This is a genomic window from Microbacterium sp. CH12i (genome assembly GCF_000685355.1).
Classification (GTDB): Bacteria; Actinomycetota; Actinomycetes; order Actinomycetales; family Microbacteriaceae; genus Microbacterium.
On record NZ_JHET01000008.1, the window covers coordinates 194,433 to 218,173 of the forward strand.

The following is a 23,741-nucleotide window of genomic DNA, read 5'->3' on the forward strand; positions in this document are numbered from 1 at the left end:
ACAGGGCAGAATGGGCGTGGAGGTGCGCCGATGAGCGATTTGACTGATGTGACCACCGGAGCCGCGAGTGCTGCGGAGCCATTGACGAGCCCCCTGCACCTGCCGCATGCGGCAGCAGAGTGCCCGAAATGCTTCACCGAGCTGCAGCAGAACCACGACTGGTGGCACGCACGTCCGAAGGGCTCACGACTGGTCGGGCTTGTCGTCTCTCGCGAAGGAATGCCGCCGGTGGTCCAACAGCGTGACGACCTGACGCGTTTCGGTGTGCCGATCGATGGCTTCCGTCACCCCGCACCAGACATCCTGGAGAGTTGGGGTGACCGACTCAACCGGCTCATCACAACGCTGCGCACCGGCGATGTGCTCGTCGTCGCGAACGTCCACGCTCTCGGCCACGACCGCGACGAGGAAACACGCACAATCACTGAGTTGCGCCGCCGCGGCATTATCGTGAAAGTTCTCAGCCACGACGCACGTCACCTCGCTGACGCTGTGCGCTGAGGGCGCCTACTTATTCGGCATCGGAGTCGCTCTGCTTGCGCAGCACCTCGTCATCGAGAAGAGGAAGGTCCGCGCGGGTAACCACGTGTGACGTCACCGCGTACTCGACCAGGCGAGCACGGCGGTTGGTCGCCAGTTTCCCTGGGCCACCGCGAAGGCCCTGCACTCCCATGCGATCAAGCTTGTCGCAGACGTTGTCGAGTTTTCGATTGAACTTGCTCATCGTCCATCCGAGACGCTCAGCGGCAACACTCGACGATGGCAGCTCGTTCATGCTCACACCCTCACGTCTCAGCATCGGCTCGGCGAGAGCGACGATGAGCTGCTTCTGCATCGCGGTGAAGCTGGCAGGCATCACTGTCGTCTCGCCACTCATCGACACTTCCACGTGACGAGAAACGTCATAAGGCGCTTCATCCGTATGAAGGCTCAACTCATAGGTGAACGGGCCAGCGGTGAACACGATCACGCTGCGTTCGAAGACAAGCGGCATTCGCGCCCCTGGTGAGAGCCACGATTGGACCGCCCCACCGGCGCTAGAGATGGTGGCAGCGAGGCGCACGCCTACGTTCGCCAGCCACCACAGCCCGTCGCGGTGCTGAAGCTCTAGAAAATGTCGGTGCAAGTAGGGGTTGTCGTCGATCTCTACGTCACCTTCGCGACCGATGATGAACGGTTTCCCGACGGGTACCTCGTACCACTCTCCGGCGAACTCAAGACGCAACGGCTTCGCCTCCGCTGCGTTGGCGACTCCCGCAGGTGCGGTATCAGAATTCAAATCAGTCACGTAGTAACCCCCCTGCGCAACATCTTGCCACGTAGGTGTTACCGACACGTGCACGCGCCTTCAGTGATCCATGAGGTCAGCTGTCGGGGTAGTCGATCTCAACACTGACGAACCGCGACCCAGGGATCGCCTTCACTTCGACGTTCGCACCGTTCAGCGAGCCAGCATCCAGCCCGAATCTGGCCTCGATCTCCGCGTGGCTAAAACCACTCAAATCGCTAGCATCGCTGGCGGGCACGAGGAAGCTCATGTCGCCCTCGGGCTTCTTGCCGTACGCGTCCGGATCGTCCTGCCCGATCGCGTCCTCGTAAAGCTCCTCCACCAACTGCTTGGGCGCTTTCTTCGGCACATCCTTGATTTCGTCAAGAATATCTCCCGGCGTCTCACGAATGGCCTGACCCACGGACTGGCCGAGGTCACGGGCGGCGTCGTAGTCGGGTGCGTTGTGCCGAGGCGTGTTGCCCAGGTTATGAAGACCCCGCGTGACATCCGTGAGCATGTCGTACTTCTTCGCGTGTGACGTGGGTGGGCTCGCACGATGGCTCGGCGTGTGACGCGAGTTGCTCCGGTCTATGCCGCGGATGGCGTTAGCATCCGCTCGATGCCTTCCACCGCGTTTGCGGAACGCACCCGCGAATCCCCGCTTGAACTCATGGCCGGCACCATCCACAGCGTCCACAAGGTCACGCATCAGCTTTTTCATCGACGACATGGGTTCACTCCCCCGAGATCTGCAAATTAGCGATGTCTGCCAGCAGACGATCGGTCAGTTCTTCAACGTCCGCGGCATGCGTATCCATGTCGTCGGCGGCCTGGTCGAGAGCCACGAGGTCTGCGTAGAACTCGTCGGCGTCGCCGATGGCGCCCTCCACGACTGGGGCGTCCAGTAATGCCATCACCAGCCCGGGCACCTGCTCTGCGAGGGGCTCGATCGCAAGTGGCAGCACCTGGTTGATGACCTGCTCAAGAGTTGCCTCCATCGCCATTGAGAACAGCTTCTTACGCGCCAGAATCAGCAGAGCCGCGCCTCCTGCGCCGAGCGGCCCAGCGGCCAGGAGCGGGATCAGCTGGATGAGGGTGAGCGTGATTTCGGCGATCACTTTGATCTTCAACGCAAGCACGATCTCGGCGGCGATGTCGATACCTACCGCCGCCGGAGGCAGAATATCAAGCAGCTTCTGCACATTCTCCGAGCGGTTACGATTCCACCCTGTGACGTGCGCTTCGCCCGTCTGACCGCGCATCGCCGCAGCGATCACGCCGTTGATGCGACCATCCGCCGCCTGCACCAGCGTCTCCATATCGTCGTGATAAGTGCGCACAAAAACAGCGGCCTTGCGAACCTCGTCCTCGTCAATGTCGGGCCATTCAAGACCCAACTTGTCCATGACCCAGATGAGCTCGTTCGGCAACATCATTCCCACAGCAACCACCTCCGACTACGAGGCTAATGAGCGATGGGGTGTGTGCGCGATGGGGAGATCAGCCCATTTCGGGCGGCGCACCGGGCACAAAATAGCGCGCTGGTGAGAGGCCCGTACGGATGATTGCGTCGCCGCCCGCATCCAGGAACTCATTAAACGTCGCGACGCTGACGGCGCCCGACGGGTCGGCAACGATCACGTTGTCGACTACGGGCAACAGCGACGCGACGCCCTTCGGCCATGCCGCGAATGTCGTCGTCACGCCCGTCTCGAGCACCTGGATCTTCGGGTCGATGTAGCGAACATCGGGTCGCTGCAAGGCCGCCGTCTGGACCTCGTACGCCCGAACACTGAACAGGCGCAGCATCCGCTCGAAACGCATCTCGAGTGATGGGAACCGCTCCCGCCAAGGGAACGGAGCCCAGGCGCCTTCGTTCAACACCACCGGGTGCGCACTCACGAGCGGGCCACCCGCATCGTACAATTCCTCGGCAAGGTCCAAGACGCGTGCGATGCCGGCTTCGTCGTCTGCTCCGACGATCACCAGCCGCCGACGAGACAATGCGAACACGACCGGAGCGCCGTGGAGCTGCGCCGATGACGCACGCGCGGGGTCAACGAGCACAGCCGAGGCCAGCGCCTCGTCGTCCACGACGACGACCATGGCGTCGACAGGCTCGGGCAGCACCCCTGCCGTCGCGACGGCAGCAGCCACCGCATCAAGGAACGGGCGCTCCCATTCCTCGGCCTGTGCCTGCGTGATCGCGGAACCATCGTCCGCATCCAGCCCGACGAACAGCTCTCCCCCGACGTACTCCACGCGAGGGTGAGCCTCGCCGGGAGCCGTGATCGACAGCACACCGAGTTCACTCGCCCCGTAGACCCTCGGAACCATATTCACGTCAAAGTCTCCAACCGCACCTGTCATCAGCCAAGTTCCTCTTCACCCACGTCTGCCAGGCTATCTGCTGCGACCGGCAGGGCTGTGCCTGTCATCCCCGCAAACAGCGTGACGACTTCAGCCCACGACCAGCGCACGTCAATACCTTTAAGAGGTTTCTTGGCCAGACGTTCCGACACCCAACCGACAGGCACGACATGCAACGCCAGCGACCTGGTTGCATCGTCTGCGGCTCCAGCCCAGACGAGCGCGACGCCAATGGTTTGGGAGTACGTCCAGCAATCTACGAGAGTGGCGCCAGCCGCCCGGAGCGCACCGGAATACGACCCGATGCTGTCATCGCGGCGCTCGGTGATGTCGAGAACTCTCCAGTTCCCCGCCCACTGCATCCCGGCTGCCTGCATCTGCGAGGCGAACGCTGCGATCTCTTCTGGCTTGACCCCCGAACCATCGCCCCACCACGCAAGAGGCAGGATCTTGGCCAGTCCTCGAACGAGAATGGGGTTATTCGGCGACACCCACCCATCCTGTTCCGCGTCGAGCACGGCGGACGGTAGCCCCTCGGGGCCCTGCATCAACGTTCGTCCCTCAAACGGCAGGAGAGACCCTGCCGTCAGAGACGCCGGCCCGAAGGCGGCGGGCGCATCCCTCTCCAAATCCATGTCGAAGCGCATTCGTCACACCAGACTTAAAGGTTGAGAGGTCGCGGGCTACCCGGCCAGAACGACGGGTTGTAGCCACCGTTGTTCATTCCGGTCGCTGTCTCTGGGATGTCGATAACAGCTTCCGGGATGCCGCTCGGCAGATAGCCGCCGGGGATCCACTTATTTTCGTCCGTCCCACCCTCATTGCCATCCGGCATGCGCAGTCCATCGAGCTCGTCGGGTCCGAAGTCCCGTAGCTGGATGTCGGCACCCTCAAAGAACCCATCAGGAAGACCGAGCGCCTCAGCCAGCTCTGCAGGGCTGTTGGCCTGCTCCATGAGATTGTTCAGCTGGTCCGTCGGAAACACATACGTGGTGTTGTTGTTTCCTGGCCCGTAGTTGTCGAGACTCTCCGTCTTATAGATTCTCGTGGCGCCGTCATTAAATTGATCGAGGTGGTTCTTGACGTAGTCGGCGTCGAGGTAGTCGCCCGGATCTGGTCGACCGCCCTTACCCGCACGATCCACGTCCTTCGGCGTCCACGTGTCCGGCTTCCACCCGTTCTGCAGAGGCGACGGCACGTCCGTGGCATCCAGATCTGTGATGTCGCTGCTGTTGCGCTTGTGGACGTTCCCGTGTTTGCGGAACATCTCCGCGAGCTGCCGGACGTGCACCGGCATGTCATCGAGCGCATTCTTCATTGGACGAATGAGCGCCTCGCCAATTCCCTTACTCATTCTCAGTCCCCTCCGATGTTGAGCGTTGCAAGATCCGTGAGTAGGCGATCCGTCAACGTCTCGATGTCAGCAGCGTTCTGCTCCATCTCGCCCTCTGCCTGCTCGAGAGCCTGCAGGTCCGCGTAAAACTCCTCAGGATCACCCGCAACCGACTCCACCAACGGCGAATCCAACGCCGCCATCACCACCCCAGGCAACTGCTCCGCCAACGGCTCAATCACCATCGGAAGAATCTGATTCAACGTCTGCTCCACCGCGATATCAACCGCCGCGTTCAACAACTTCTTCTTGATCAAAATCATCGGTCCGGCACCCAACGCGGTAACCGGGTTTGTCAGCATCGCCACCAACGTGACCATCGTCGTGGTCACGTCGAAGATCACCTTCATCTTCAACCCGAACACCACATCAGCCGCAATATCAATACCCGTCGGGGCAGGCCCCAACAGATCTAGCAGCTTCTGAAGATTCTGCGATCGGTTCGCATTCCACGCACCCACATACGCAGGCCCCGCCTGACCCCTCATCGCTGCCGCAAGATCCCCATTGACCTTCCGATCCATGACCATGACCTTCGACTCAAGATCATCCTTGAAGACACGAACCATCTCCGCCCCCCCGGCGCAGCTCGTCCTCATCAATATCCGGCCACTCAAAACCCAGCTTCTCCATCACCCAGATCAGCTCATTCGGCAACATCATTCCCACAGCACAACCTCCACGGAAGATTCTATTCGTCGCGAAGTAGTCCTCGCGATGGGGAGAACAACCCAGACGGCTGAGCTCACGGAACGACAGCCCATTGCGAAACCCCCGATGTCAGGGGCGCGGCTGCGCCGCTACGCGGTGTAACTCCGCTCACGCCGGGGTCGACAATCGTCACTCGCGGATTCGCGGCGAGTGGAAGAGCAACGGCAGCATTGACGATCGTCGCTTCAATCTGTGCGCGCACCTCTCGGGCCTTGTACACGTCGGTCGTCTGCTCGAGCTGGGCGATCAGAGCATCGCGCTCTGGATCTGCATTTTGAGTGATGGATGCCGTACCCGCGCTGCCCCATTGGGCGGAAATCTGCTCAGTCGTCTGCGGAACGGGCACGCGAGTGATCACCGCATCCCACCCTCGCTGTGCGAGCGCAGCATCGAAGTCGTCGCTGCCGCAGTCAACGACGCTCCAGCCTGCTTCAGCTGCAGTGTCGCGAAGCGCGGCAAAGGCGCCGGATGCAAACTCGCTCCGGCGGTCGTAGAGAACACACACCGGCGATCCAGCGGAAAGCCCAGCGCTCTCGCGTTCGAGGGCCGGCTCACCGGCGGGCGCGCCCAGCTTCTGAGCGAAGCCGGAGTCCTCGTTCACGATGTCGTACGCACGCGAGCCCGGCGCTGCCACCATCGAAGTGGTGGCAGTGTATGCCGATGCCCACGCGCCGGCGCCCCGTTGTGTCACGGCGCTGGCCTGCACCGCATGGATGAACGCGCTGCGCGCCTGCTGCGGAGTGAAGAAGCCGACGGGATTCAGCAGCATCGCCCAAATAGTTCCGTCGTACGTTGTGCTGACGGTGAAATCTCTACGTTCGAGCTCATGGATCGGCGCCTGATTCGACGCCACAGGAGCTACCTGAGCAATGTCCAACAGGTCGCCGACTGCGGTGACAGGGTCGTCAGGGGGCGGCACGAGTTCGATGCGAGCGACCTGCGGCGTCACAAGTCCGCGATAGGCAGAATTCGGCACCAGCGTGATGCTCTGCCCGTTGTCAGTGCTGCTGACTTCCTCCACCTGGAAGGGCCCGCTGGAGACCAACAGGTCTGCGGGAAGCTCATCGCGGTCAGGGAGCTGGAAGCCTTCATTCCACACTTTGGATATCGCGGCGAGAGCTTTCGTATCGTCCTCTTGAATCGCTCGGATGACTGCCTGTTTCGCCTCCATCGGGTCATCGATTCCTAGGGCGCGACTGCCAACGACGTGCGCGGCCACCGGCACAGTCGCCGCCTGCTGCCAGTCCATTACTGGTGCCGGAAAAGTCACCTTGATCGAGCGGGCGAACTCGTCAACACTCGGAACGGCCGGGATCGCGGTCGGCTCTTCGCTGCTCGAATCGGCGTTTTCACTGTCTGCGAAATATCCGGATACTCCAGCCCAGCCCAGCAGCAGATCGGCAGCGTCGAGAGGAACGCTATCGGACCAGGACGGCTCTGCGAGGTCGTACTGCACGGTGAACGGGTCTTCGTTGACGATCGTAATCTTCCCGAAACCCTCATCCGGAACGAATTCACCATCGATGACATCACCGAAATCACCTCGGGTTGCTTCGGCGATATCGATGTTTCCTGATGTGGGCGATGCGGCAGGGTTCGCCGATGTGAACTCGTTCGTCCACCCCACGGTGACCGCTGTTCCCTGAACGACCGTCTCCGGCATCGCTGGCGCGCAAGCCACCAAGCTCATGCTCGTAGCGAGCACCAAAACCAGCGGTGTCGCGACACGACGTTTCCCCCTCATGCCGTCGCCGTCACACGAGGTCGGCGCCGTTGTCGCCCTCGGCCATCTCTCGGAAGGGTTCGCTCTCTTCGCTCTCCAGCCACGCGCGGGCGTGTTCCAACAGGACAGCGGGCGATTCCTCCGCCTCCTGCGCAGTGCCGAACGGACCGATCGTGTCCTCAGAAGGACGCTCGTCCGCGCGTACTACCGACTGGGTCGACAGGTTGTACCAGTAGCTCTGTGCTCCGCTCATGTTCCCGATTCTATTCGTCGTTGATGTGCGTGATCTCGTGCATACACAGAGGTCGTGGTGCCAGTCCTATCGACTGGCACCACGACCTCGTAAAATGCGATGGCTCAGCTGCCAGCGTGCTCCGAGTCCCAGTCGCGGATCGAGTCCGCCATCCGGTCGAGAGCGTCGGCCATCTCGTTCACGGCCTCCGCTGCGTCGTCAAGTGATGTCGAAAGCTCCGAGTACGACGTCGAGAAAGCCTCCGACGCGTTCTCGGTCTTGAACCCGTCCTGGACGAGCTCGTCGATGATGCCGTTGAGCTCCTTCAGAGTGTCCGTGACGGTGGTGCGCCCGTCGCGGAGCTTCTGAGCAGCCCCCTCCATCTCGCTGTATGTTGCGCCAAAATCATGTCCGGCCATGAGAAACCGCCTCCCGCGTTAGTCGTCTTCAGGCCAGTTCGGCCTCTTACGACGAGGTTAGTCAAAGATCGTCTCATCGCAAACGGGGAGCGGTACCCATGTACCTCTACCCGTTCTCCGTCGCATCCGGCACGTACGGGATCTGCATCGTGATCGCGCGTCCCGCCTGCACGAAGATTCCGCGGCCAACCGGGAAATCTGCGCGTTTGACGCGTCCGAACGGCGTCTTGAAGATTCCTTCGCCGTCGTACGTATCGGGCTTGAGCACGATGCCTTGCCGACCGGTCTTCCACTCGCCCAGTACACCGATACTGCCGGTTGCACGACTGATCTCCGCCTCGCCGATCAGCAGGTGGTCGCTGTTGTTCATGGCCTGTAGCAGCGCACGCATCGGACGGTCGGCTGGACCATCTGCCAGGTGCGGCATGTCTTCGATAACGATCATGATGCGCTCACCCGGGGATTCGCTCACCACCATCTCGGCAAGTTCAGCGGCAAGATCCTTCTCGTCTTCAGGTTTCGTGGCGCTGCGCACCCACGGACGGAAGTCCTTGAGCTCAGCGCGACGACTACCGAAGTGATACATCCGAATGTTCGGGTTGTAGCGCTCCATCGCGACGACGAGTGCTTTCAAAGCATTCGTCCTACCCGATGCGGGCGGACCCGAGATCACGAACGACCCGATCGGCTCGAACCCATGAGGAGCCAGCGTGTCATCGGCGACGCCGAAGACCGGCAGCCCATCGACCTGAGCGGGCATGTCCGTCACCGGCACCATCGTCGGAAGGGCACCGATCTCCGGTAGATCTCGCACACCCTCTTCGCGCAAGCGATCACCCAGCGCAATGAGAGCCTTGGTCTGCTCAACCACGTTCATCGTGCCGCCCAGCACTGCGATCTGTGCCTCATGGCCGTCGACGACGGCGCGACCAGGTGCAGACTGCTCGTCGAGAACATCCTTTGGCGCGTTCAACAGCATGTACTGGGTGGGATCTCCCATCCGCAGAACGACGCGACGAGAGATGTTCGATGCGACGGCGCTCGGAACGGCGTTGCCACGGTCAGCGGTGATGACCGTGTGCAAACCCAGCGTGCGCCCCTCGCCGAGGATGCGCATGAATACGCGGTAGAAGGGCCCTCGGCCTGGAGCGACCTCCCAGTCCTTCTTGAACTCCGGGTAGTTGTCGATCAGCAGCAGGATGCGCGGCATTTTCGGGTCAACCAGTTCGCGATACTCCTGGACGGATGCCGCGCTGGCCGCAGAGAAGGCCGCGGCTCGACGATCCATCTCCCGATCCAAGGTGCGCAGCAGGCGCTGGATGCGGTCGACGTCTGCACTGTCAACGACCGAGCGACGTGCGGCAGGGACGCAAGCGCGCCCAGAGCACCCGAAGCGAAATCGAGGCAGTACACCTCTACCCGACCACGATCGGGCCGCATGCCGGCAGCCGTTGCGATCGTCTTCAGCAATGTCGATTTGCCCGAGCCCGAGGTGCCGTAGATCACCAGCGATCCATCACGATCGGGCACAAACGCACCCGGCTCTTGCTGCTGCTTCTCTGGCACGTCGAGCAGTGCGAGCGGAATGCGTGTATCGCCCTCGTTCGGCAGGTCATGCAGATCCACCAAAGCCGACAGGTCATCCAGCCACGGCCGGCGAGGCCGGGGAAGTGCTGCAACCTCACTGGCGCGTATCAGAGTCGACACTATGCGCTTCTGGTCGTTCGGGCCGAGGTCCTCTTCGTGCGAGTCCGACTCGGCATCGCGGTCGGGCTCCCACTCAGCACTGGAACCGAAGCGCAGCTCAGCGACGCGCACTTCGGCCACAGCGTCGTCGTTTTCCGCTGTCCACCCACCGGCGTATGCGGATTGGAACGGCACCAGCCGACCTGGACCGGTCTTCGCGATCGCCCGACCCGGAATCGCTGCCGAGAAGGACGCCGCGATCGGGTCGTCCACAACGTCACGCGAGTCCGACTCGTCTGCCATGCGCAGGGCGATACGCAGGTTCGTGTTCGCGCGCAGGTTGTCTTTGATGACACCTGCGGGTCGCTGCGTCGCCATGATCAGGTGAATGCCGAGCGAGCGACCCCGCTGGGCGATGTCCACAACCCCGTCGACGAATTCCGGCATCTCTGACGCCAGCGCGGCGAACTCATCGATGACCAGTACGAGAGCCGGGGGGCATTCCGGATCCTGTCGCTTCTCAAGCTCGAGCAGATCCTTCGCCTTCTTGCGATTGAGCAGGTGCTCTCGATGGTGCAGCTCGGCGCGAAGGCTCGTCAGCGCACGGCGGACCAGGTGCGGACTCAGGTCGGTCACAAGTCCCACACAGTGCGGCAATTCCACACAGTCAGCGAAGGCAGATCCACCCTTGTAGTCGATGAACAAGAAGGTGACGCGATCCGGACTGTGTGCTGCAGCCATGGCGAGCACCCACGCCTGCAGGAACTCAGATTTTCCCGCACCGGTCGTTCCGCCGACGAGCGCGTGGGGCCCCTGAGTCCGCAGATCGAGCGCCATAGCGTCGCTCGCGCCCTGACCGATAATCGCTCGAAGCGTGCCGGACTTCTTCAGGCGCGGCCTCGGGTTCGGAGATCTGTCAACGATGGTGTTGTTCTGTCGCCAACGCTCGATCACGACCTGTGGATCCTCGGCGATCGCGGGGTCCACAAGCTGCAGGAACATCACCGAGTTCGGAATGTCGGACGAATCATGCACCACGGTGCTGGCATCTACCACCGGCGCGAGACGACGCGCGAGCATGTGCATGTACGCGTTCGACACACCTTCGACCTTGACGTGCTCGAAGTACTCGCCGTTGCGGACCAACCCGACCTGGGCGTCTTCCAGACCGCCTGTCACGTCGATGTAGCTGCGGCACACCGCGGGGAGTGACTCGACGGTAGGCGAGACGAAAACGGCGTGAACGCCGTGATCTGCGCCGCGCTCCAGCACATCGGTGAGCCGCCCTCGGTCCACCGGAGCGTCGTTGGTCACGAACACGATCACCGACACCGGAGGTGTGCTCTGGTGGTCGGTCGACGCGCGGGCGACATCCGTGCCGTAGAGGAGCGGGTTCCAATCCTCCTTGAACGGTCCTCGCGGCTCGCCGTCCTGCGTTCCGGCTGAGGCCCTGGCGACGTATTCCTCGAGCGTGCTCAGCAACGCGGCACCGGTCGGTGCGGAGTCAGCCAGTGCCATGTCCCTGAATGCACTTTTCTCGCTCGAAGTGTGTGGCATCCATTTGAGCCAGTCCAGCTCTGGTGTCCATGCCGCGTCGGCGAAGGCGACGGCAACGACATCGTTGGGGGCGTGCAGTCCGAGCAGTTGGACTGCGACGCCGCGCATCGTGTCTGCCACGGGGCCGCGGGGCCCGGCTATGCCGATTGAGCCTGCGTCGCCCAACGTATCGACGATGGGGACATCGTCGACGAACTCATAGCGCTCGCGCAGCCGATCGACCCGCTCGATGAACTCCGGCAAGCCGTCCGGCGATTCTTCCTCATCGATTGTGTTGCGCGCGGGAAGTCGGGAGCTTGCCAGCCGCAGACTGAGAAAGTTCCAGTGTTCGGGCCGTCTCGTCCACAGCATCGGGCCCAGGCGCATGGCATGTTCGAAGATCTCAGCGACAGGCGGAGCCTCCGCGTTGCGGGCCTGCTCTTCCTCGGGTTTTCCGCGGAAGAAGTCCTCTTCAAGCTGCTCGTATTGCCGCTCGAAGAGGAGGAATTCGTGATTGGAGCTCTTCTTGCTCTGCACTGACTGGTTGATGATATTGCCGAACGCCATCAGTGGCGTCATGATCATCATGAGGAGCGAACGCGGATTGCCGTTCATCGTGTACAGCGCCGCACCCATCAGGATCGGCGTGATCAGGATCGGCCACGGGAACATCTTGCCGATCGTCTCAGTGGGCAGACGCGGGATCTTGAACTTCGTTCCCGGGTAGCGCACTTCGACACGCGGGCTGCGGTTGAACAGCAACCCACCGCCGCGTTCGATGATCGGCTCCTCCGAGGCAGATCCGTCGAAGGATCGGGCGAGGCGGAGTTCGAGCGTGGTTCCGCCGATGACGAAAGGCTCGCCCTCCTCAACCCTCACCCGCTGTACAGCGACACCATCTACCAGCACGCCGTTCGCGGAATTCAGGTCGACGACCTCGATACTCGCACCGACTTCAAGTCGGGCGTGACGCTTGGAGGCCATCGGGTCAGAGAGCACGACATCGTTGCCTGCGTCGCGGCCGAGGGTGACGTGCCCGGATGCGATCGGGAACTCGTGTCCCACCAGCGGCCCTGCGGTCACGCGCAGCACGCCCACGATCTCGCGTCCCTCGGCGACGGCATAGTCCGGACCGTAGTTGAGGATGGATGCCGCGAAACCGGAGCCGATCGGTGCTTCACCGATCGGGACGCCGGGCTGCAGCGGCACCAGGCGTTCGCCAGTCGGAGGAGCGACTGCGAGCGTCAGCACATCGCCCTCGGCGACGGGCGTCGAGCGGCTCGGATCTGCTTCGGCGATATGCCGTGCCACATCGCCTGCGGTAGCCGTCGAATCGGTCGTGATCACGATGTCGACGGGGTCACCGCTCTGACGGTGCAAGGTCAGCTTCAGCCTCATTGGTGGCCCTCAGTCCCGCTTAGATCGTCAACAGCGGTCATCATTCGTTCACTCTCGATCACACTCGAACCACGGCCGCGGTGCGGTCGCCGAACAAAATCGTGTCGCCATCCATCACCATGACCGCCACATCCGGAGTAACCGTGTACTCCGCGCCGCTTCGGATCAGTCCCGATCCATTAGTCGAGCGACAGTCGACGATCTCAAGCCCGCCATCCACCGGCTGCACCAGCAAGTGAGTCTTCGAGAGCGACCTGCTGTCATCGGCCATCGCAATAGGTCGCGCACCCGGATGCTCAGCCGCGTCCGGATTACGACCGAGAAGCACCGGTTCTGAAATCAGAATGCTCTCGCCGGTGTCGAGGCGCAACGCGAAGCGCGCCGGGGGCACGGATTGCGGTGGCACGGGTTGCGGTTGCACGGGTTGCACGGGCTCAGGTTGCGCCGCGACCGGTTGCGGCGCAGGATCCGGAGCAACCGGAGCAACCGGCGGCGTGAAAGCTGCTCCGAGCGGAGGCTCGCCTCCCTGGTTCCGGTAACCGCCGAAAACGGGCTTGCCCGCCTCGATCGGTCCGATCTCCACAGACGGGGCTGTCTGCGGCAGGCCGATCACCGGGCGCTCATTCGGCTCGTAGGGTCGTGCCACGCCGATCACGCCCGCGCTGACGCGGCTGCCTGGGCGATACTCCGGTTGTGCCGCGGGATCTTCGGGTGTGGCAAGAGAAGGGAGCGCCGAACGCTCCGGCATCGGCTCGGCCTTGACGACCTTGCGTGCGACGCGCATCCGCTTCTCGTCGTACGGGTTCAGACCGCCGCGCACATCCACAAGCCAGACATTCGTCGCCTTGTCGTGCAACCCGCGACCGCGATGATCAGGATCGAACGTGGGCGAGATCAGGAAGAACGCTGGTCCCAGGAGCGGCAGCATGTTCGATGCGCCGACGATGAGATAGCGCAGGAATACCGCCCCCACTTTGGGGCGTTCCAGTGTGCGCACGTTCACGCTTCGGATGCCGGCGATGGCCTTGCCGATCGTCATCCCCTTGGTTCCGTGAAGCACGAGCTGGACAACGCTGAAGACGATGCTGAGCAGTGTCGTGACGGCAGCAGTCACGATAGCGAGCACGAATCCGGGATGGTTGATCAGCCCGTAGGTCGAGATCGATCCGGTTGCGAGCTTCAGCAGCAATGGAACCGCACCGAGCCAGAGCGGCAACTGCAGCACCACCCAGATCGCGACATCGCACACCACGGCGGCTGCACGACGACCGTAGGGAGCGTTGAGCAGGCCGAGGGCTGCAGCGTACGCGGGATCAGGGCGTCCGTCAGCGTCGAGCCCTTCAATTTCCTGCGTGTTCTCGCTGATCTCCCAGATCATGCCGTCAGATGCTTCGCCCCGCTGAGTCACTCGACGCACTTTCGAACCGGTTCAGAGGCGCGTCCGTCGCCACGGCGCAGCATCACGTCGACGCAAACCTGACCGGATGCCGCGCCCTGGAATGTCACCGTCGTCTCCTCTGTGGTCTCGGTGGTGCCGGTTCCGCTGAGATCCACCACGTTCCAGAGGTACAGGTCGTCGTCCTCCGGCAGAGGGTTGGTCCAGGTGAAGGTGATCGCAGTACCGTCCCGTGTGCCGGCGAGCGCGTCAACTTTGGGCACGGCATCCGACACGGGATCCTGCGGCACGATTTCGTCCTGAGTGGCGATCGGGTCGGGCTCTTCGTTGCCCGCGAGTAGATTCACACCGACGATCGTGCCACCGACGACGACCACCGCGATGACAGCGATCGCGACCCACAGACCAACGCGAGATTCGCGCTTCTGCGCAGGTGGCGCCTCAGGCTGCGAGCCTGGATCGACCTGAGCGGCCGACGACGGGGACGGCTGCGGTGAAACCGTGCGTGGCGGACGCATCAGGGTCCGGTCATCGTCAATCGGAACGGGCGCCGGGGGTGTTGCCCGTCGCACCGTCTCCTCAATAGCCGATGCAGCGGGGTTGTGCGCGTCAGGCCGGGGCGGCGAGAATCGCGGACCGGCATCGGAGGCGGGAGCAGGCTGAGGCTTGCCAAACGGACGAGTGGTCGCCGACGGACGGGTGGCGCCGGAAACGGGCTCGATACTCAGAATGTCGCGCACTCGCGTCAGACCGTCTGCCTCGTCCTCGAGGTCCTCCGCGATGGGATGGTCGTCCACGATGTCGATCGGAGTCACAGAATGAGTGAGTTCGATCTGCACCTTCTGCAACGCCCGCGCGAACGCGACGGCGCTCGGATAGCGTGCGTCCGGGTTCTTCGACATGGCACGCTCGAGCACCTGCTGCAGGCTGGCCGGCGAGTCCGGTCGAGCCAGGGCCGACAGTGGGGCACGCTCGATGCGCTCGATCAGATCTGCTCCGGAGTTGCGCTCCCCTGGCCGCTCGAACGGTGATCGACCGGCGAGCAACGTGTACAGCGTCGCTCCCAGCGCGAATACGTCGGAACGGGGACCGCTCTGCGGCGGGTCAGCGAAGAACTCCGGCGGGGACCACGGGATCGACATCCCGGTCGCATCCGACACCGCACCCGTTGTCGACGCGATGCCGAAGTCGGTGAGAGCCGGTCGGTTGTACTCGGTAACGAGAATATTCGCCGGCTTGATGTCGCGGTGCAGCACGCCAGCGCGGTGTGCGGTCTCAACGGCACCGGCGACCTGGATGCCGACCCGCAGTGCCTCAGCGACCGAGAAGGGCTCTTTGCGCGCGCGGATCTGAAGGTTCGGCCGGGGACAGTACTCCATCACCAAGTACGGTCGACCGTCGCCGGCAACACCGGCCTGGTAAATCGTGACGATCGCCGGATGCGTGGACAGCATCGCCATGACGTTCGCTTCGTCGGCAAATTCTTTCGCGGCACTGCTGGAGATACGATCCGCCAGCAGCACCTTCACCGCAACGCGGCGTTTGGGCATCTGCTGCTCGTAGAGGAAGACGTCCGCGAACCCACCGGTGCCGAGCGGCTCGACATAGGTGAAGCCGGGAAGCTCCGGCGGCGGGGACGGACGTCGACTCACGGAAGGTCCTCGAAGGTGACTGTCACGCCGTCGCCGAGGTCGACCGTGTCGCCGGAGAGCACCACAGTCTGCTCGCCAGGATGCAGGCGCAAAGGGTCGGCACCGTGGCGCAGCAGCGTGGAACCGTTCGTCGTGTGCAGATCGATCACGAGGATGGTGTCGCCCTCTGGACGAATCTCGAGGTGGCTGCGCGAGATGTCCTGCTGCGGGCTCTCCACTGCGACGAGGTGCGGCAGATCGGCGCCACTGGCGCGGGTCGAGCGCGGACGACGACCGATGATGACCGTGCGATCAAGACTGACGACCTGCCCGGTGGACACGCGGATGCGGCCCGTGCTTCCCTGCACCACCGGCAGCACAGCGGTGGCGGCGTCTGGCCCCGCGACGGGAGCGTTCTGTCGGAGTGCGCGAGCTTCAGCAACCGAGATCGTCGCACCGTCGTGATCGCCGTCGAGTGGCACCGGAACCGGTGGCGCCGGAACCGGTGGCGCCGCGGCCGGCGGAGCAACCGCGCTCGGCGCGGCGACTGTGGCGCCGAAAAGCTGGTCGAACTCGTCAGCGTCAGAGGCGTATGTCACCTCGGTGGGAATGAGAGTCGCGCCGTTGATGGAATCGTCGAGCTCAGTTTCGAGTTCTGGCTCTGGCACCGCTTCGACCTCCGGCTCCGCTTCGAGATCAGGCTCTGCTTCGACCTCAGGCTCCGCCTCGGCCTCCTCGGCACGAGCGGGCTCCGGCGCGACCGCATCCGTCAGCGACTGCTCATCCGCGATGTCGGATTCTTCGAGGTCGGAATCTTCCAGGTCGGCGTTTACCTCAGCGGCACGCACGACACCGCCACGCACTGGCAGCTCTGCTTCATCACTGGCGTCAGCGATCAAAAGCGCGATCCCACTCGCGTTTGCGACGAAGCGCTCACTCCAGGTGGTGACATTGGATCCGCCGAAGCTCTCTACCCCGTGTGGCCCGGTGACTCGCACTGTGACGTCGCCGCGGACGGCGATCCTGGCATCCCCACGCTCCATCACAACCGCGGCAAACGGCAGCATGTCGGCGAACGAGCCGGCAGCGTGCGCAGTCAGCGCGTCGATGACAGCCGCGAGGTTGCGTTCAGATTGCTGGTGGTCCCACACCTGAGTGACGAGATCAATCGGGGCGTCCGGCGGCAACGCGATGAGCGCCCCCGGCGTGACAAGGACGTACCACTTCCCGGTTCGGTATGTCGTCTGCATCAGCGCATCCCTCCTGCGGTGGCCTCACGGGGCCGAGTGTCCTCATCGATGTCATCATCGGCTTGCATCTGCACGCCTGGTCGCGAAGCGACGGACACCGCATCCACCACTACGACAGTGATGTTGTCTCTGCCGCCTGCGCGCATGGCTTCCCCGACGAGCGCAGCGGCGGCCGTCTGAGGATCGGGTTCCAGTGCGAGAATTTCGTGGATCAACTCGTCGGATACTTCAGATGAGAGCCCGTCAGAGCAGATGAGCATCCGGTCACCGAGCTCGGCAGGAAACATCCAGAAGTCCGCATCGCCCGCGCTGCCCGCACCGATTGCACGCGTGATGATGTTGCGGCGCGAATCTGTGACAGCGTCGCTGCGGTGATCTCACCGGACTCGATGAGCTCCTGCACGACTGAGTGGTCGACACTGATCTGCTCGAGTTCACCGTCCGCGAGGCGGTACGTGCGCGAGTCGCCGACGTTGAACGTGAGCCAGTAGCCCATGCCGTCGACCGTCGCGAGGACCAGACCTGAGAGTGTGGTGCCCGCACGTCCTGTTCCCGAAAACGGCAGGTCCTCGACGGCTTCGCGTGAACGGCTCAATGCCTCACGCACATCATCGAGGACGAGGCTCTCGCGCCCGATGTAGCGCGAGAATGCGGAGATAACTGCCGTGCTCGCTCGTTCACCGGCCTCGTGGCCACCCATGCCATCGGCGACGATGAATACCGGTGCACTGGCGAGGAGGGAGTCCTCATTCAATGTGCGTCGAAGCCCGGTGTGGGTCGACGAGCCGACGGAGACGACCAGTGGAGCGGTCATGCATATCCTCCGATCGTGACAATGCGGTCACCGATCTCTATGGCGTCGCCGAGCTTGATCCGCACCTGCTCGCCGGGTGCGCACACGATGCGATGCCCATCTCGAACCACGGCCGTGCCATTGGTCGAGTGCCGGTCGATGATCCAGCCGCCAGATGCCTCTGCAGCCGCTTCGAAGTGCGTCTTCGACAGCGACAGCGTCTCATCTCGGACAGAGACGACCTCGGCGCCCTGTTCGGGTGCGGGGTTTCGACCGAAGATCGTGCGCCGTGAGACGGTCACCCTGGTTCCGTCGTCCCACGTAAAGATGAGTCGGTGACCCGGGATGCTGATCCGGGTGTCCTCGAGATCGGATGACTCGTGGAGCAGGGGCGCCGGAGCGGGCCTGACGTCGCCACGAAGCTGCGTCTCCTCCTGGACGGACGAGTCCACCTTTGGCGCTGGCGCGACCACGGCAGGTTGCTCCGAAACGCTACGAACTGGCGGGGCGTCCTGGGTGATCCCGGGGACGAACGCGATCAGCGGATCATCGTTGGACGGAGCAGGAGCGACGACGAGAGCTGGCGCCGAGGGGGCAACCGGCGTCGGCAGGGACGGCATGAGAGGCGCAGGCGACGCGGGCACCAGCGGGGGCGCCTGTGCTGCCGGGGCCGGGTGTACTGACGGGGCGGGTGCGGCAACCGACTGCGGCGGCGCATATCCACTCGTAGCGGCGGGGGTGAGCCCCGGAATCGGCGGCGCAGACGTCGGCTGCGGGGACCCCGTCAGGGAAGGTGTCTGCGGTCGCGGCGGAAGCGCCATCGCCTGCGTCGGCGGTGCCGCGGTGGCCGCACTCGTGCCACGTGCGTCGAGCATCACAGATTTTGCGACCTTGTCGTGCCACCCCTGGTAACGTCCCGAGCCGTCGAACAGCGGGGTGAAGTAGCCGACAACAATGGATGCCGCGAGCCCGAAGATGATGTTGCGCAGCAGCGTCATGCCGAAGCCGAGGGGCGCGCCATCCGTCTCGCGTGCCAGTCGGAGCCCCTGTGCGCGCATTCCGATGGAGCCTTTACCACTCTGCATGAGGGTGTAAACGACAAACCATCCGAGCAGCAGCAGCGAAACCAGCGGCCCGCCTACGGCGAGCACTCCCAGCATCCCCTTGCCGGCCGAGAATGCGGCACCGAGCAGAATGAAGGTCAGCACCATGCCGAGCCCGGCCGCGATCACGGCATCGATAATGTATGCCACGGCACGTCGGGACGGCGGGGCGACGGTGCCAAACGCCAGTTGTGTCATGAGGTCTCACTCTCGGGTGCTTCGGATGTGCTGTTCTCGATCGTGCCAGGTTCTCGCCGGATCCGCGCGGTCGCGGCATCCTTCAACGTACGCAATCCGTTGGAGACGCCCGAACCATCCATGAGGGAGCGCACGCTGAGTCGCGCCTTCATCCGCTTCCAGAAACCGACGTTACTGCCGAGCCCGACGACGATCTCGTCGACCTGTTTCCAGAACGCGTCGACCTCTTCCTGCGTCGGGTCGCTGGGTCCGAACACATCGGCGTCGGCCTTCTCTGCAAGCGTGGTGACAACGGGCACCGAAAGCGAACTGGCGACCAGAGCAGCCTCTTCACCGCGCGTGGCGCCGGGTTCGAGGCGAGCGCCGTAGTCGACAGCGCGATCGGTGAGTTCATCCCATCCACCGCTGATCCGGTCGGCGGTGCGCTCGGCCGAGCGTCGGCTGCGGCGCCGCGAGGCCTTCCACGCGCCGATCACGATGAACGGCGATGCGAGCAGCGCAATCACGGCCAGCGAGATTCCACCGATCGCGAGGATCATGGCGATGATGCCGGCAATGTTGAGCGACTCGTCGTCGGACTCCCGGTCATCAGGAAGCGTCGGCGGCAGGTCGGCAGGCTCTTGCGGCGGGGGCGGCGGCTGCAGTACCTGAGGTTTGGGGTCGGCGCGCGGCTTGGTGCTCTGATCGTTCGGCACCTGGTCTTCGGGCGGTGTGGGGTCGAACTGCACCCATCCGAAGCCCTTGAAATTGACCTCGACCCAAGCGTGAATATTGTCACCGGTCGCAGTGAACTCCGCAGCACCCTCTTGCTCTTCCGCAGGGTAGAAACCCATCACGACGCGGGCGGGAATGCCGAGCTCGCCGGCCAGCAGAGTCATGGCGACGGCATACTGCTCGTCGTCACCGATCATCTGATCGCCACCGATCAGGGCCGAGATGCGTTCTGAGGTGTGCCCTGCCCGCGAGATGACCTCACCCTCAAGTCCGTGACTGAAGAAGCCGTCCTCAGAGAGGAAGGTCTCCAACGCCCGCGCTGTTCGATGGGAGTCTCAGCCTCAGACACCGTCTCGGCAGCCAGCGAGGTGAGTTCCTCAGGCACGTTCTCGTTCTTGGGTAGGCGCACTGTGCCGAACGCAGCCTCGCCGATCTGCTCATCGGTGGGCGTTGCGGGAATCGTCGTCTGCACGGCGTAGCTATCGCCCTTGCCGATCCCGGTCGTCGAGACCGCGGTGCCGCTGCCAGAGCTGTAGTAGGTGCTGCGACGCAGCTCGTCAGCATCGTCTCCGGCAAAGTCGAATTCCGAGACGTCACCAGCGTTCGGCACCCACACACCGGAGTACTTGCCGACATCGACCTGCAGAGTCACAGGCAACCCCTCGGCATCCGGTGACATGTTGGAGCGAATCGGAGAAAACGCGCTCGACGACCCTGGCCCGCCGTCGACGACATTGATGACCTGCCCATCGAACTCGTCCATGGATGCCAGTCGGATGCGTGCACCCTTCGGCAGGCCACGCACGGTGAACAGCGTCTCTTCGGCGTCGTCACGAACATAGCCACGGAACGACTGCAGAGCGCTCGGGTAGTCGTGCACGTTGAACGGCGGGATGATCACGTCGCGCAAGACGTGGCGCACTTCGGCCGGCGCGGTAAAAGCACTGGTCGCGACACCGGCGCCACCGGCAACCGCGAGGACAACGGCGCCGGAGAGCAGTCGACGCATCCGCATGTGGTTGGCGCGGGAGGGATCCACCTGCCCGACAGAGACGGCAGCATTCTGCGGTGCCCAGATCTGACGCACCGCCAGCCACGCCATACTCGCGATCGCGAATATCGTGCCCTGGATGACAGGAAGCGCCGGCTCCGGAACGCCCAGCGCGATCACGAGTGCGAGCAGGACGCCCGCCGGGATCAGCGCCCACGCCGCTGCGACAGCCGGAAGGCAAGGGATGCCGTGAGAACCGCGATGACCAGCATCAGCAGGAACGGCACGATGAGGTGGCCGTCGGGTGCTGCGACCGGCGCCACCGTGGTGAGCAGCTGTTTCCACGAAGTGACCACTCCGACCGCCAGCTGCTGGAGCGTGTCGAGGGAGGGAATGACGCCGACGATCGCCGTGTACGGCAGTGCAAGAGCACCGCCGAAGACGAAGTAGGCGAGAACGGTGAGACCGGCGACGACCAGGATTCCCCAGCGGCGCCATGCCGCTACCGCGGCAATCGCGATGCCGAGGATGAGTCCGCCGATCGCAGCCGGAAGGTAACTGGGGCCAGCGAAGCTCGGCCAGAAACCGGCCACTGAAACACCGAGCAGAATCAGCACGGCGACAACGTCGACGGCCCAACGGCGCGCGGAGAACGTCACTACTGCTGGCGCGCTCATGCGAGAACTCTCTGAAGGGCGAGAGGGATCTGCTCCAGCGTACCAACGCTGACGACATTGGCGTCCGCGATCTTGCGCAATGACGGCATCTCGACAGTCGTGTCAGCGACAATCGCAATCACTCGAGCACCGAACGGGAGTCGGGCGCAGGCGCGGCGAAGGTCATCGTTCGAGACCTTTGAGCCGCAGACGAGCACGACCACGCTGGCGAGCGGCATGGTCGCCGCGATAACACCGCTGAGGTCGGAGACACTTCCTTCGCGAGGTTTGCTGCTCTCGACCGCTGCGAGCGAATCGAGTAGCTGCTTGCCGGTGCCGGCTCTGAGCTCGCGGCCCTGCACCCGCACATCGACGCGCTGAGAGTCGCGGATCGCACGGAGGCCCACCGATCCTGCTGCGGAAATCGCAAGCTCGAAGTCTTTGTCGGTGGCGTAGTCGCCCGTAGAGCACGAGAGGCCGATGACGAAGTGGGATCGGCGAGTCTCCTCGTACTGACGCACCATCATCACGCCCGTGCGCGCGGTGGAGCGCCAGTGCACGTGGCGAAGATCATCGCCGGGCTGGTACTCGTTGAGCGCGTGGAACGAGACATCATCGCGCGAAAGGTCAGCAGCGGGAAGGCCCTCAAGGTCACGGAGGAACCCGAGCGACTGTCCATCGAACAGCACGGTCTTCGGATGTACGAAGAGGTCGACAGGATCGTCACGTCGATGAGCGCGCTCGAACAGTCCGAGAGGATCACCACGGACCACGCTGACCGGACCGACCTTCACGACTCCGCGTCGCTGGGTGGGGATCGCGAAGAGCTCTTCGGCCTTCTCGCCCGGTGCGAGACGCTGGATGCCGAACTCACCGCGCCCGCCGCCGACGGGCAGCACGACACGAGAGGGCAGGATGGCGCGGTTGCTCGGATTGGCGAGCGTCAGAGCACCGACAGCACGCTCGCCGACGACCACGCGGGTGCGCGCAAGGTCAAGTGCCACATCGTATTCGGTACGACCAATCAGGAAGAAGGCACACAGAATCAGCGTGATCACGATGACGATGGCCGTCATCGTGAGTTCTACCCAGCCGAGGCTCTGACCGATGATCCAGAACACCACTGCCAGCACCATCAACACCCACGCCAATGGACGGATGGCCTGAGTGATCTTCAGCAGACGCGCGCCAACGCGCGCGCCGATGACCGCCGCGATGTCACGCCAGTTGGCGTCGCGTTCGATGCTCGGCGCCGCTGGCAACGTACCTGCGGACATCAGGCCGCCGTTCGCGCCTGCGGTGCCGCCACATTCTCGAGCACTCGCGCGATTACGACGTCTGCCGTTGCGCCAGCGAACTCCGCCTCGGCGTCGAGCAGCAGACGGTGCTGCCACACCGGGCCGACCAGCGTCTTGATGTCGTCGGGGAGAACATAGTGACGGCCGTGAGCGGCTGCCCAGACCTTCGCAAGGCGCACCATCGCGATCGCACCGCGCACCGATACTCCGAGACGCACACCGCTGTCTTCGCGGGATGCCTCAGCGAGTTCGGCCACGTAGCGAAGCACGGCGGGCTCCACGTGGGCGGTAGCGGCGAGGTCGGCCATGTCTGCGACGGCGCTGGTGGTGATGATTGCCGTCAGGCCAGCGGACGGGTTTCGATCGGATGCACCGGCAAGAATGCTCTCGGTGATAGCGAGGTCGGGGTAGCCGATCGAGGTCTTGATGAGGAAGCGATCCAACTGCGCCTCGGGGAGCTTGTAGGTTCCTGCCTGCTCGACCGGGTTCTGCGTCGCGATGACAAGGAACGGTCGCCCAGCCTCATGGGTTACGCCATCCACCGTCACGCGCGACTCTTCCATGACCTCGAGGAGCGCGGACTGGGTCTTGGGAGACGCACGGTTGATCTCGTCTGCCAGTACGATCGACGCGAAGATCGGGCCCTTGTGGAACTCGAACTTGTGGGCCTGCTGGTCATAGATCGTCACACCCGTGACGTCTGAGGGCAACAGGTCAGGCGTGAACTGAATGCGCGAGCTCGTGCCCTGCACAGTCGACGCGAGAGCCTTCGCGAGACTCGTCTTTCCGGTGCCGGGTGCGTCTTCGAGAAGCACATGGCCTTCGGCAAGCATGGCTGCCAGCACCAGGCTGACGACCTCCTTCTTACCCTGCACTGCCTTGTCGATGTTGTCGACGAGGCGCTGGAAGGTGCCCTGGAACCAGGTTGCCTGTTCGGGGGTCATAGTCATGAAAGTTCGTTCCTCTGTGTCTT

General features: G+C 63.6%; 22 protein-coding genes and 1 pseudogene. 1 reads left to right on the forward strand and 22 read right to left on the reverse strand.

Going from position 1 to position 23,741, the window contains the following annotated elements:
• Window positions 1-30 precede the first annotated feature (30 nt).
• Window positions 31-501: a dehydrogenase gene (locus tag DC31_RS11770; protein ID WP_036280246.1), complete on the forward strand. Its 471-nt coding sequence runs from the start codon at window positions 31-33 to the stop codon at window positions 499-501.
• Between the two features lie 10 nt (window positions 502-511).
• On the opposite strand, the gene DC31_RS11775 is transcribed toward DC31_RS11770, so the two are convergent.
• From DC31_RS11775 to DC31_RS11865, 22 genes and pseudogenes are all read right to left on the reverse strand, one after another.
• The gene (locus DC31_RS11775) at window positions 512-1,279 is read right to left on the reverse strand and encodes a hypothetical protein (RefSeq protein ID WP_235201480.1); all 768 of its coding nucleotides are present in this window, start codon (window positions 1,277-1,279) and stop codon (window positions 512-514) included.
• Window positions 1,280-1,364: 85 nt separating this feature from the next.
• Window positions 1,365-2,000: a hypothetical protein gene (locus DC31_RS11780; protein WP_036280250.1), complete on the reverse strand. Its 636-nt coding sequence runs from the start codon at window positions 1,998-2,000 to the stop codon at window positions 1,365-1,367.
• A 4-nt stretch (window positions 2,001-2,004) separates the two neighbouring features.
• Window positions 2,005-2,706 (reverse strand): WXG100-like domain-containing protein, encoded by a 702-nt coding sequence (locus DC31_RS11785; RefSeq protein ID WP_036280251.1) that lies wholly within the window; start codon window positions 2,704-2,706, stop codon window positions 2,005-2,007.
• A gap of 64 nt (window positions 2,707-2,770) precedes the next feature.
• Complete coding sequence (locus tag DC31_RS11790) at window positions 2,771-3,640, reverse strand: hypothetical protein (protein WP_036280253.1); 870 nt, start codon at window positions 3,638-3,640, stop codon at window positions 2,771-2,773.
• Complete coding sequence (locus DC31_RS11795) at window positions 3,640-4,275, reverse strand: hypothetical protein (protein WP_200872919.1); 636 nt, start codon at window positions 4,273-4,275, stop codon at window positions 3,640-3,642. Before DC31_RS11795 ends, DC31_RS11790 begins: the two co-directional genes overlap by 1 nt.
• A gap of 26 nt (window positions 4,276-4,301) precedes the next feature.
• Complete coding sequence (locus DC31_RS11800; RefSeq protein WP_036280255.1) at window positions 4,302-4,994, reverse strand: hypothetical protein; 693 nt, start codon at window positions 4,992-4,994, stop codon at window positions 4,302-4,304.
• Window positions 4,995-4,996: 2 nt separating this feature from the next.
• The gene (locus tag DC31_RS11805) at window positions 4,997-5,602 is read right to left on the reverse strand and encodes a hypothetical protein (protein WP_235201464.1); all 606 of its coding nucleotides are present in this window, start codon (window positions 5,600-5,602) and stop codon (window positions 4,997-4,999) included.
• 176 nt (window positions 5,603-5,778) lie between these two features.
• Window positions 5,779-7,434 (reverse strand): ABC transporter substrate-binding protein, encoded by a 1,656-nt coding sequence (locus tag DC31_RS11810; protein WP_235201465.1) that lies wholly within the window; start codon window positions 7,432-7,434, stop codon window positions 5,779-5,781.
• Between the two features lie 64 nt (window positions 7,435-7,498).
• Window positions 7,499-7,720, reverse strand: coding sequence for a hypothetical protein (locus DC31_RS11815; protein ID WP_036280264.1), 222 nt, complete (start codon window positions 7,718-7,720; stop codon window positions 7,499-7,501).
• A gap of 104 nt (window positions 7,721-7,824) precedes the next feature.
• Window positions 7,825-8,118, reverse strand: coding sequence for a WXG100 family type VII secretion target (locus DC31_RS11820; protein ID WP_235201466.1), 294 nt, complete (start codon window positions 8,116-8,118; stop codon window positions 7,825-7,827).
• Window positions 8,119-8,224: 106 nt separating this feature from the next.
• Window positions 8,225-12,738 (reverse strand): annotated as a pseudogene (locus tag DC31_RS11825) (FtsK/SpoIIIE domain-containing protein).
• A gap of 58 nt (window positions 12,739-12,796) precedes the next feature.
• A complete protein-coding gene (locus DC31_RS11830; protein WP_036280267.1) occupies window positions 12,797-14,146 on the reverse strand; it encodes an RDD family protein in 1,350 nt (449 codons plus the stop codon).
• Window positions 14,143-15,786 carry a serine/threonine-protein kinase gene (locus tag DC31_RS11835; RefSeq protein ID WP_036280270.1) on the reverse strand — a complete coding sequence of 548 codons (1,644 nt, stop codon included), beginning with the start codon at window positions 15,784-15,786 and terminating at the stop codon, window positions 14,143-14,145. The genes DC31_RS11830 and DC31_RS11835 overlap by 4 nt, the downstream gene beginning before the upstream one ends.
• Window positions 15,783-17,015, reverse strand: a complete 1,233-nt coding sequence (locus DC31_RS11840) for an FHA domain-containing protein (RefSeq protein WP_051606845.1) — start codon at window positions 17,013-17,015, stop codon at window positions 15,783-15,785. Before DC31_RS11840 ends, DC31_RS11835 begins: the two co-directional genes overlap by 4 nt.
• The gene (locus DC31_RS19545) at window positions 17,015-17,230 is read right to left on the reverse strand and encodes a hypothetical protein (RefSeq protein ID WP_235201469.1); all 216 of its coding nucleotides are present in this window, start codon (window positions 17,228-17,230) and stop codon (window positions 17,015-17,017) included. Before DC31_RS19545 ends, DC31_RS11840 begins: the two co-directional genes overlap by 1 nt.
• The gene (locus DC31_RS11845) at window positions 17,227-17,829 is read right to left on the reverse strand and encodes a PP2C family protein-serine/threonine phosphatase (protein WP_235201470.1); all 603 of its coding nucleotides are present in this window, start codon (window positions 17,827-17,829) and stop codon (window positions 17,227-17,229) included. Before DC31_RS11845 ends, DC31_RS19545 begins: the two co-directional genes overlap by 4 nt.
• Window positions 17,826-19,109, reverse strand: coding sequence for an RDD family protein (locus DC31_RS11850; protein ID WP_036280273.1), 1,284 nt, complete (start codon window positions 19,107-19,109; stop codon window positions 17,826-17,828). Before DC31_RS11850 ends, DC31_RS11845 begins: the two co-directional genes overlap by 4 nt.
• Entirely contained in the window at window positions 19,106-20,134 is a 1,029-nt protein-coding gene (locus DC31_RS19550; protein WP_235201471.1) for a transglutaminase-like domain-containing protein, read from the reverse strand. The genes DC31_RS11850 and DC31_RS19550 overlap by 4 nt, the downstream gene beginning before the upstream one ends.
• A complete protein-coding gene (locus DC31_RS19555) occupies window positions 20,035-20,994 on the reverse strand; it encodes a hypothetical protein (protein WP_235201472.1) in 960 nt (319 codons plus the stop codon). The genes DC31_RS19550 and DC31_RS19555 overlap by 100 nt, the downstream gene beginning before the upstream one ends.
• 26 nt (window positions 20,995-21,020) lie before the next feature.
• Window positions 21,021-21,491 (reverse strand): hypothetical protein, encoded by a 471-nt coding sequence (locus DC31_RS19560; RefSeq protein ID WP_235201473.1) that lies wholly within the window; start codon window positions 21,489-21,491, stop codon window positions 21,021-21,023.
• Entirely contained in the window at window positions 21,488-22,747 is a 1,260-nt protein-coding gene (locus tag DC31_RS11860) for a DUF58 domain-containing protein (RefSeq protein ID WP_036280276.1), read from the reverse strand. Before DC31_RS11860 ends, DC31_RS19560 begins: the two co-directional genes overlap by 4 nt.
• Complete coding sequence (locus tag DC31_RS11865; protein ID WP_036280279.1) at window positions 22,747-23,718, reverse strand: AAA family ATPase; 972 nt, start codon at window positions 23,716-23,718, stop codon at window positions 22,747-22,749. Before DC31_RS11865 ends, DC31_RS11860 begins: the two co-directional genes overlap by 1 nt.
• Between the last annotated feature and the right edge of the window lie 23 nt (window positions 23,719-23,741).

Coding starts and splice junctions, on each gene's coding strand:
- DC31_RS11795 (WP_200872919.1), bottom strand. CDS start 4,275: ATGGATTTGGAGAGGGATGCGCCCGCCGCCTTCGGGCCGGCGTCTCTG.
- DC31_RS11820 (WP_235201466.1), bottom strand. CDS start 8,118: ATGGCCGGACATGATTTTGGCGCAACATACAGCGAGATGGAGGGGGCT.
- DC31_RS11780 (WP_036280250.1), bottom strand. CDS start 2,000: ATGTCGTCGATGAAAAAGCTGATGCGTGACCTTGTGGACGCTGTGGAT.
- DC31_RS11770 (WP_036280246.1), top strand. CDS start 31: ATGAGCGATTTGACTGATGTGACCACCGGAGCCGCGAGTGCTGCGGAG.
- DC31_RS11840 (WP_051606845.1), bottom strand. CDS start 17,015: ATGCAGACGACATACCGAACCGGGAAGTGGTACGTCCTTGTCACGCCG.
- DC31_RS11815 (WP_036280264.1), bottom strand. CDS start 7,720: ATGAGCGGAGCACAGAGCTACTGGTACAACCTGTCGACCCAGTCGGTA.
- DC31_RS11785 (WP_036280251.1), bottom strand. CDS start 2,706: ATGATGTTGCCGAACGAGCTCATCTGGGTCATGGACAAGTTGGGTCTT.
- DC31_RS11845 (WP_235201470.1), bottom strand. CDS start 17,829: ATGACCGCTCCACTGGTCGTCTCCGTCGGCTCGTCGACCCACACCGGG.
- DC31_RS11850 (WP_036280273.1), bottom strand. CDS start 19,109: ATGACACAACTGGCGTTTGGCACCGTCGCCCCGCCGTCCCGACGTGCC.
- DC31_RS11810 (WP_235201465.1), bottom strand. CDS start 7,434: ATGAGCTTGGTGGCTTGCGCGCCAGCGATGCCGGAGACGGTCGTTCAG.
- DC31_RS11790 (WP_036280253.1), bottom strand. CDS start 3,640: ATGACAGGTGCGGTTGGAGACTTTGACGTGAATATGGTTCCGAGGGTC.
- DC31_RS11865 (WP_036280279.1), bottom strand. CDS start 23,718: ATGACTATGACCCCCGAACAGGCAACCTGGTTCCAGGGCACCTTCCAG.
- DC31_RS11805 (WP_235201464.1), bottom strand. CDS start 5,602: ATGGTTCGTGTCTTCAAGGATGATCTTGAGTCGAAGGTCATGGTCATG.
- DC31_RS11800 (WP_036280255.1), bottom strand. CDS start 4,994: ATGAGTAAGGGAATTGGCGAGGCGCTCATTCGTCCAATGAAGAATGCG.
- DC31_RS11860 (WP_036280276.1), bottom strand. CDS start 22,747: ATGTCCGCAGGTACGTTGCCAGCGGCGCCGAGCATCGAACGCGACGCC.
- DC31_RS19560 (WP_235201473.1), bottom strand. CDS start 21,491: ATGAGCGCGCCAGCAGTAGTGACGTTCTCCGCGCGCCGTTGGGCCGTC.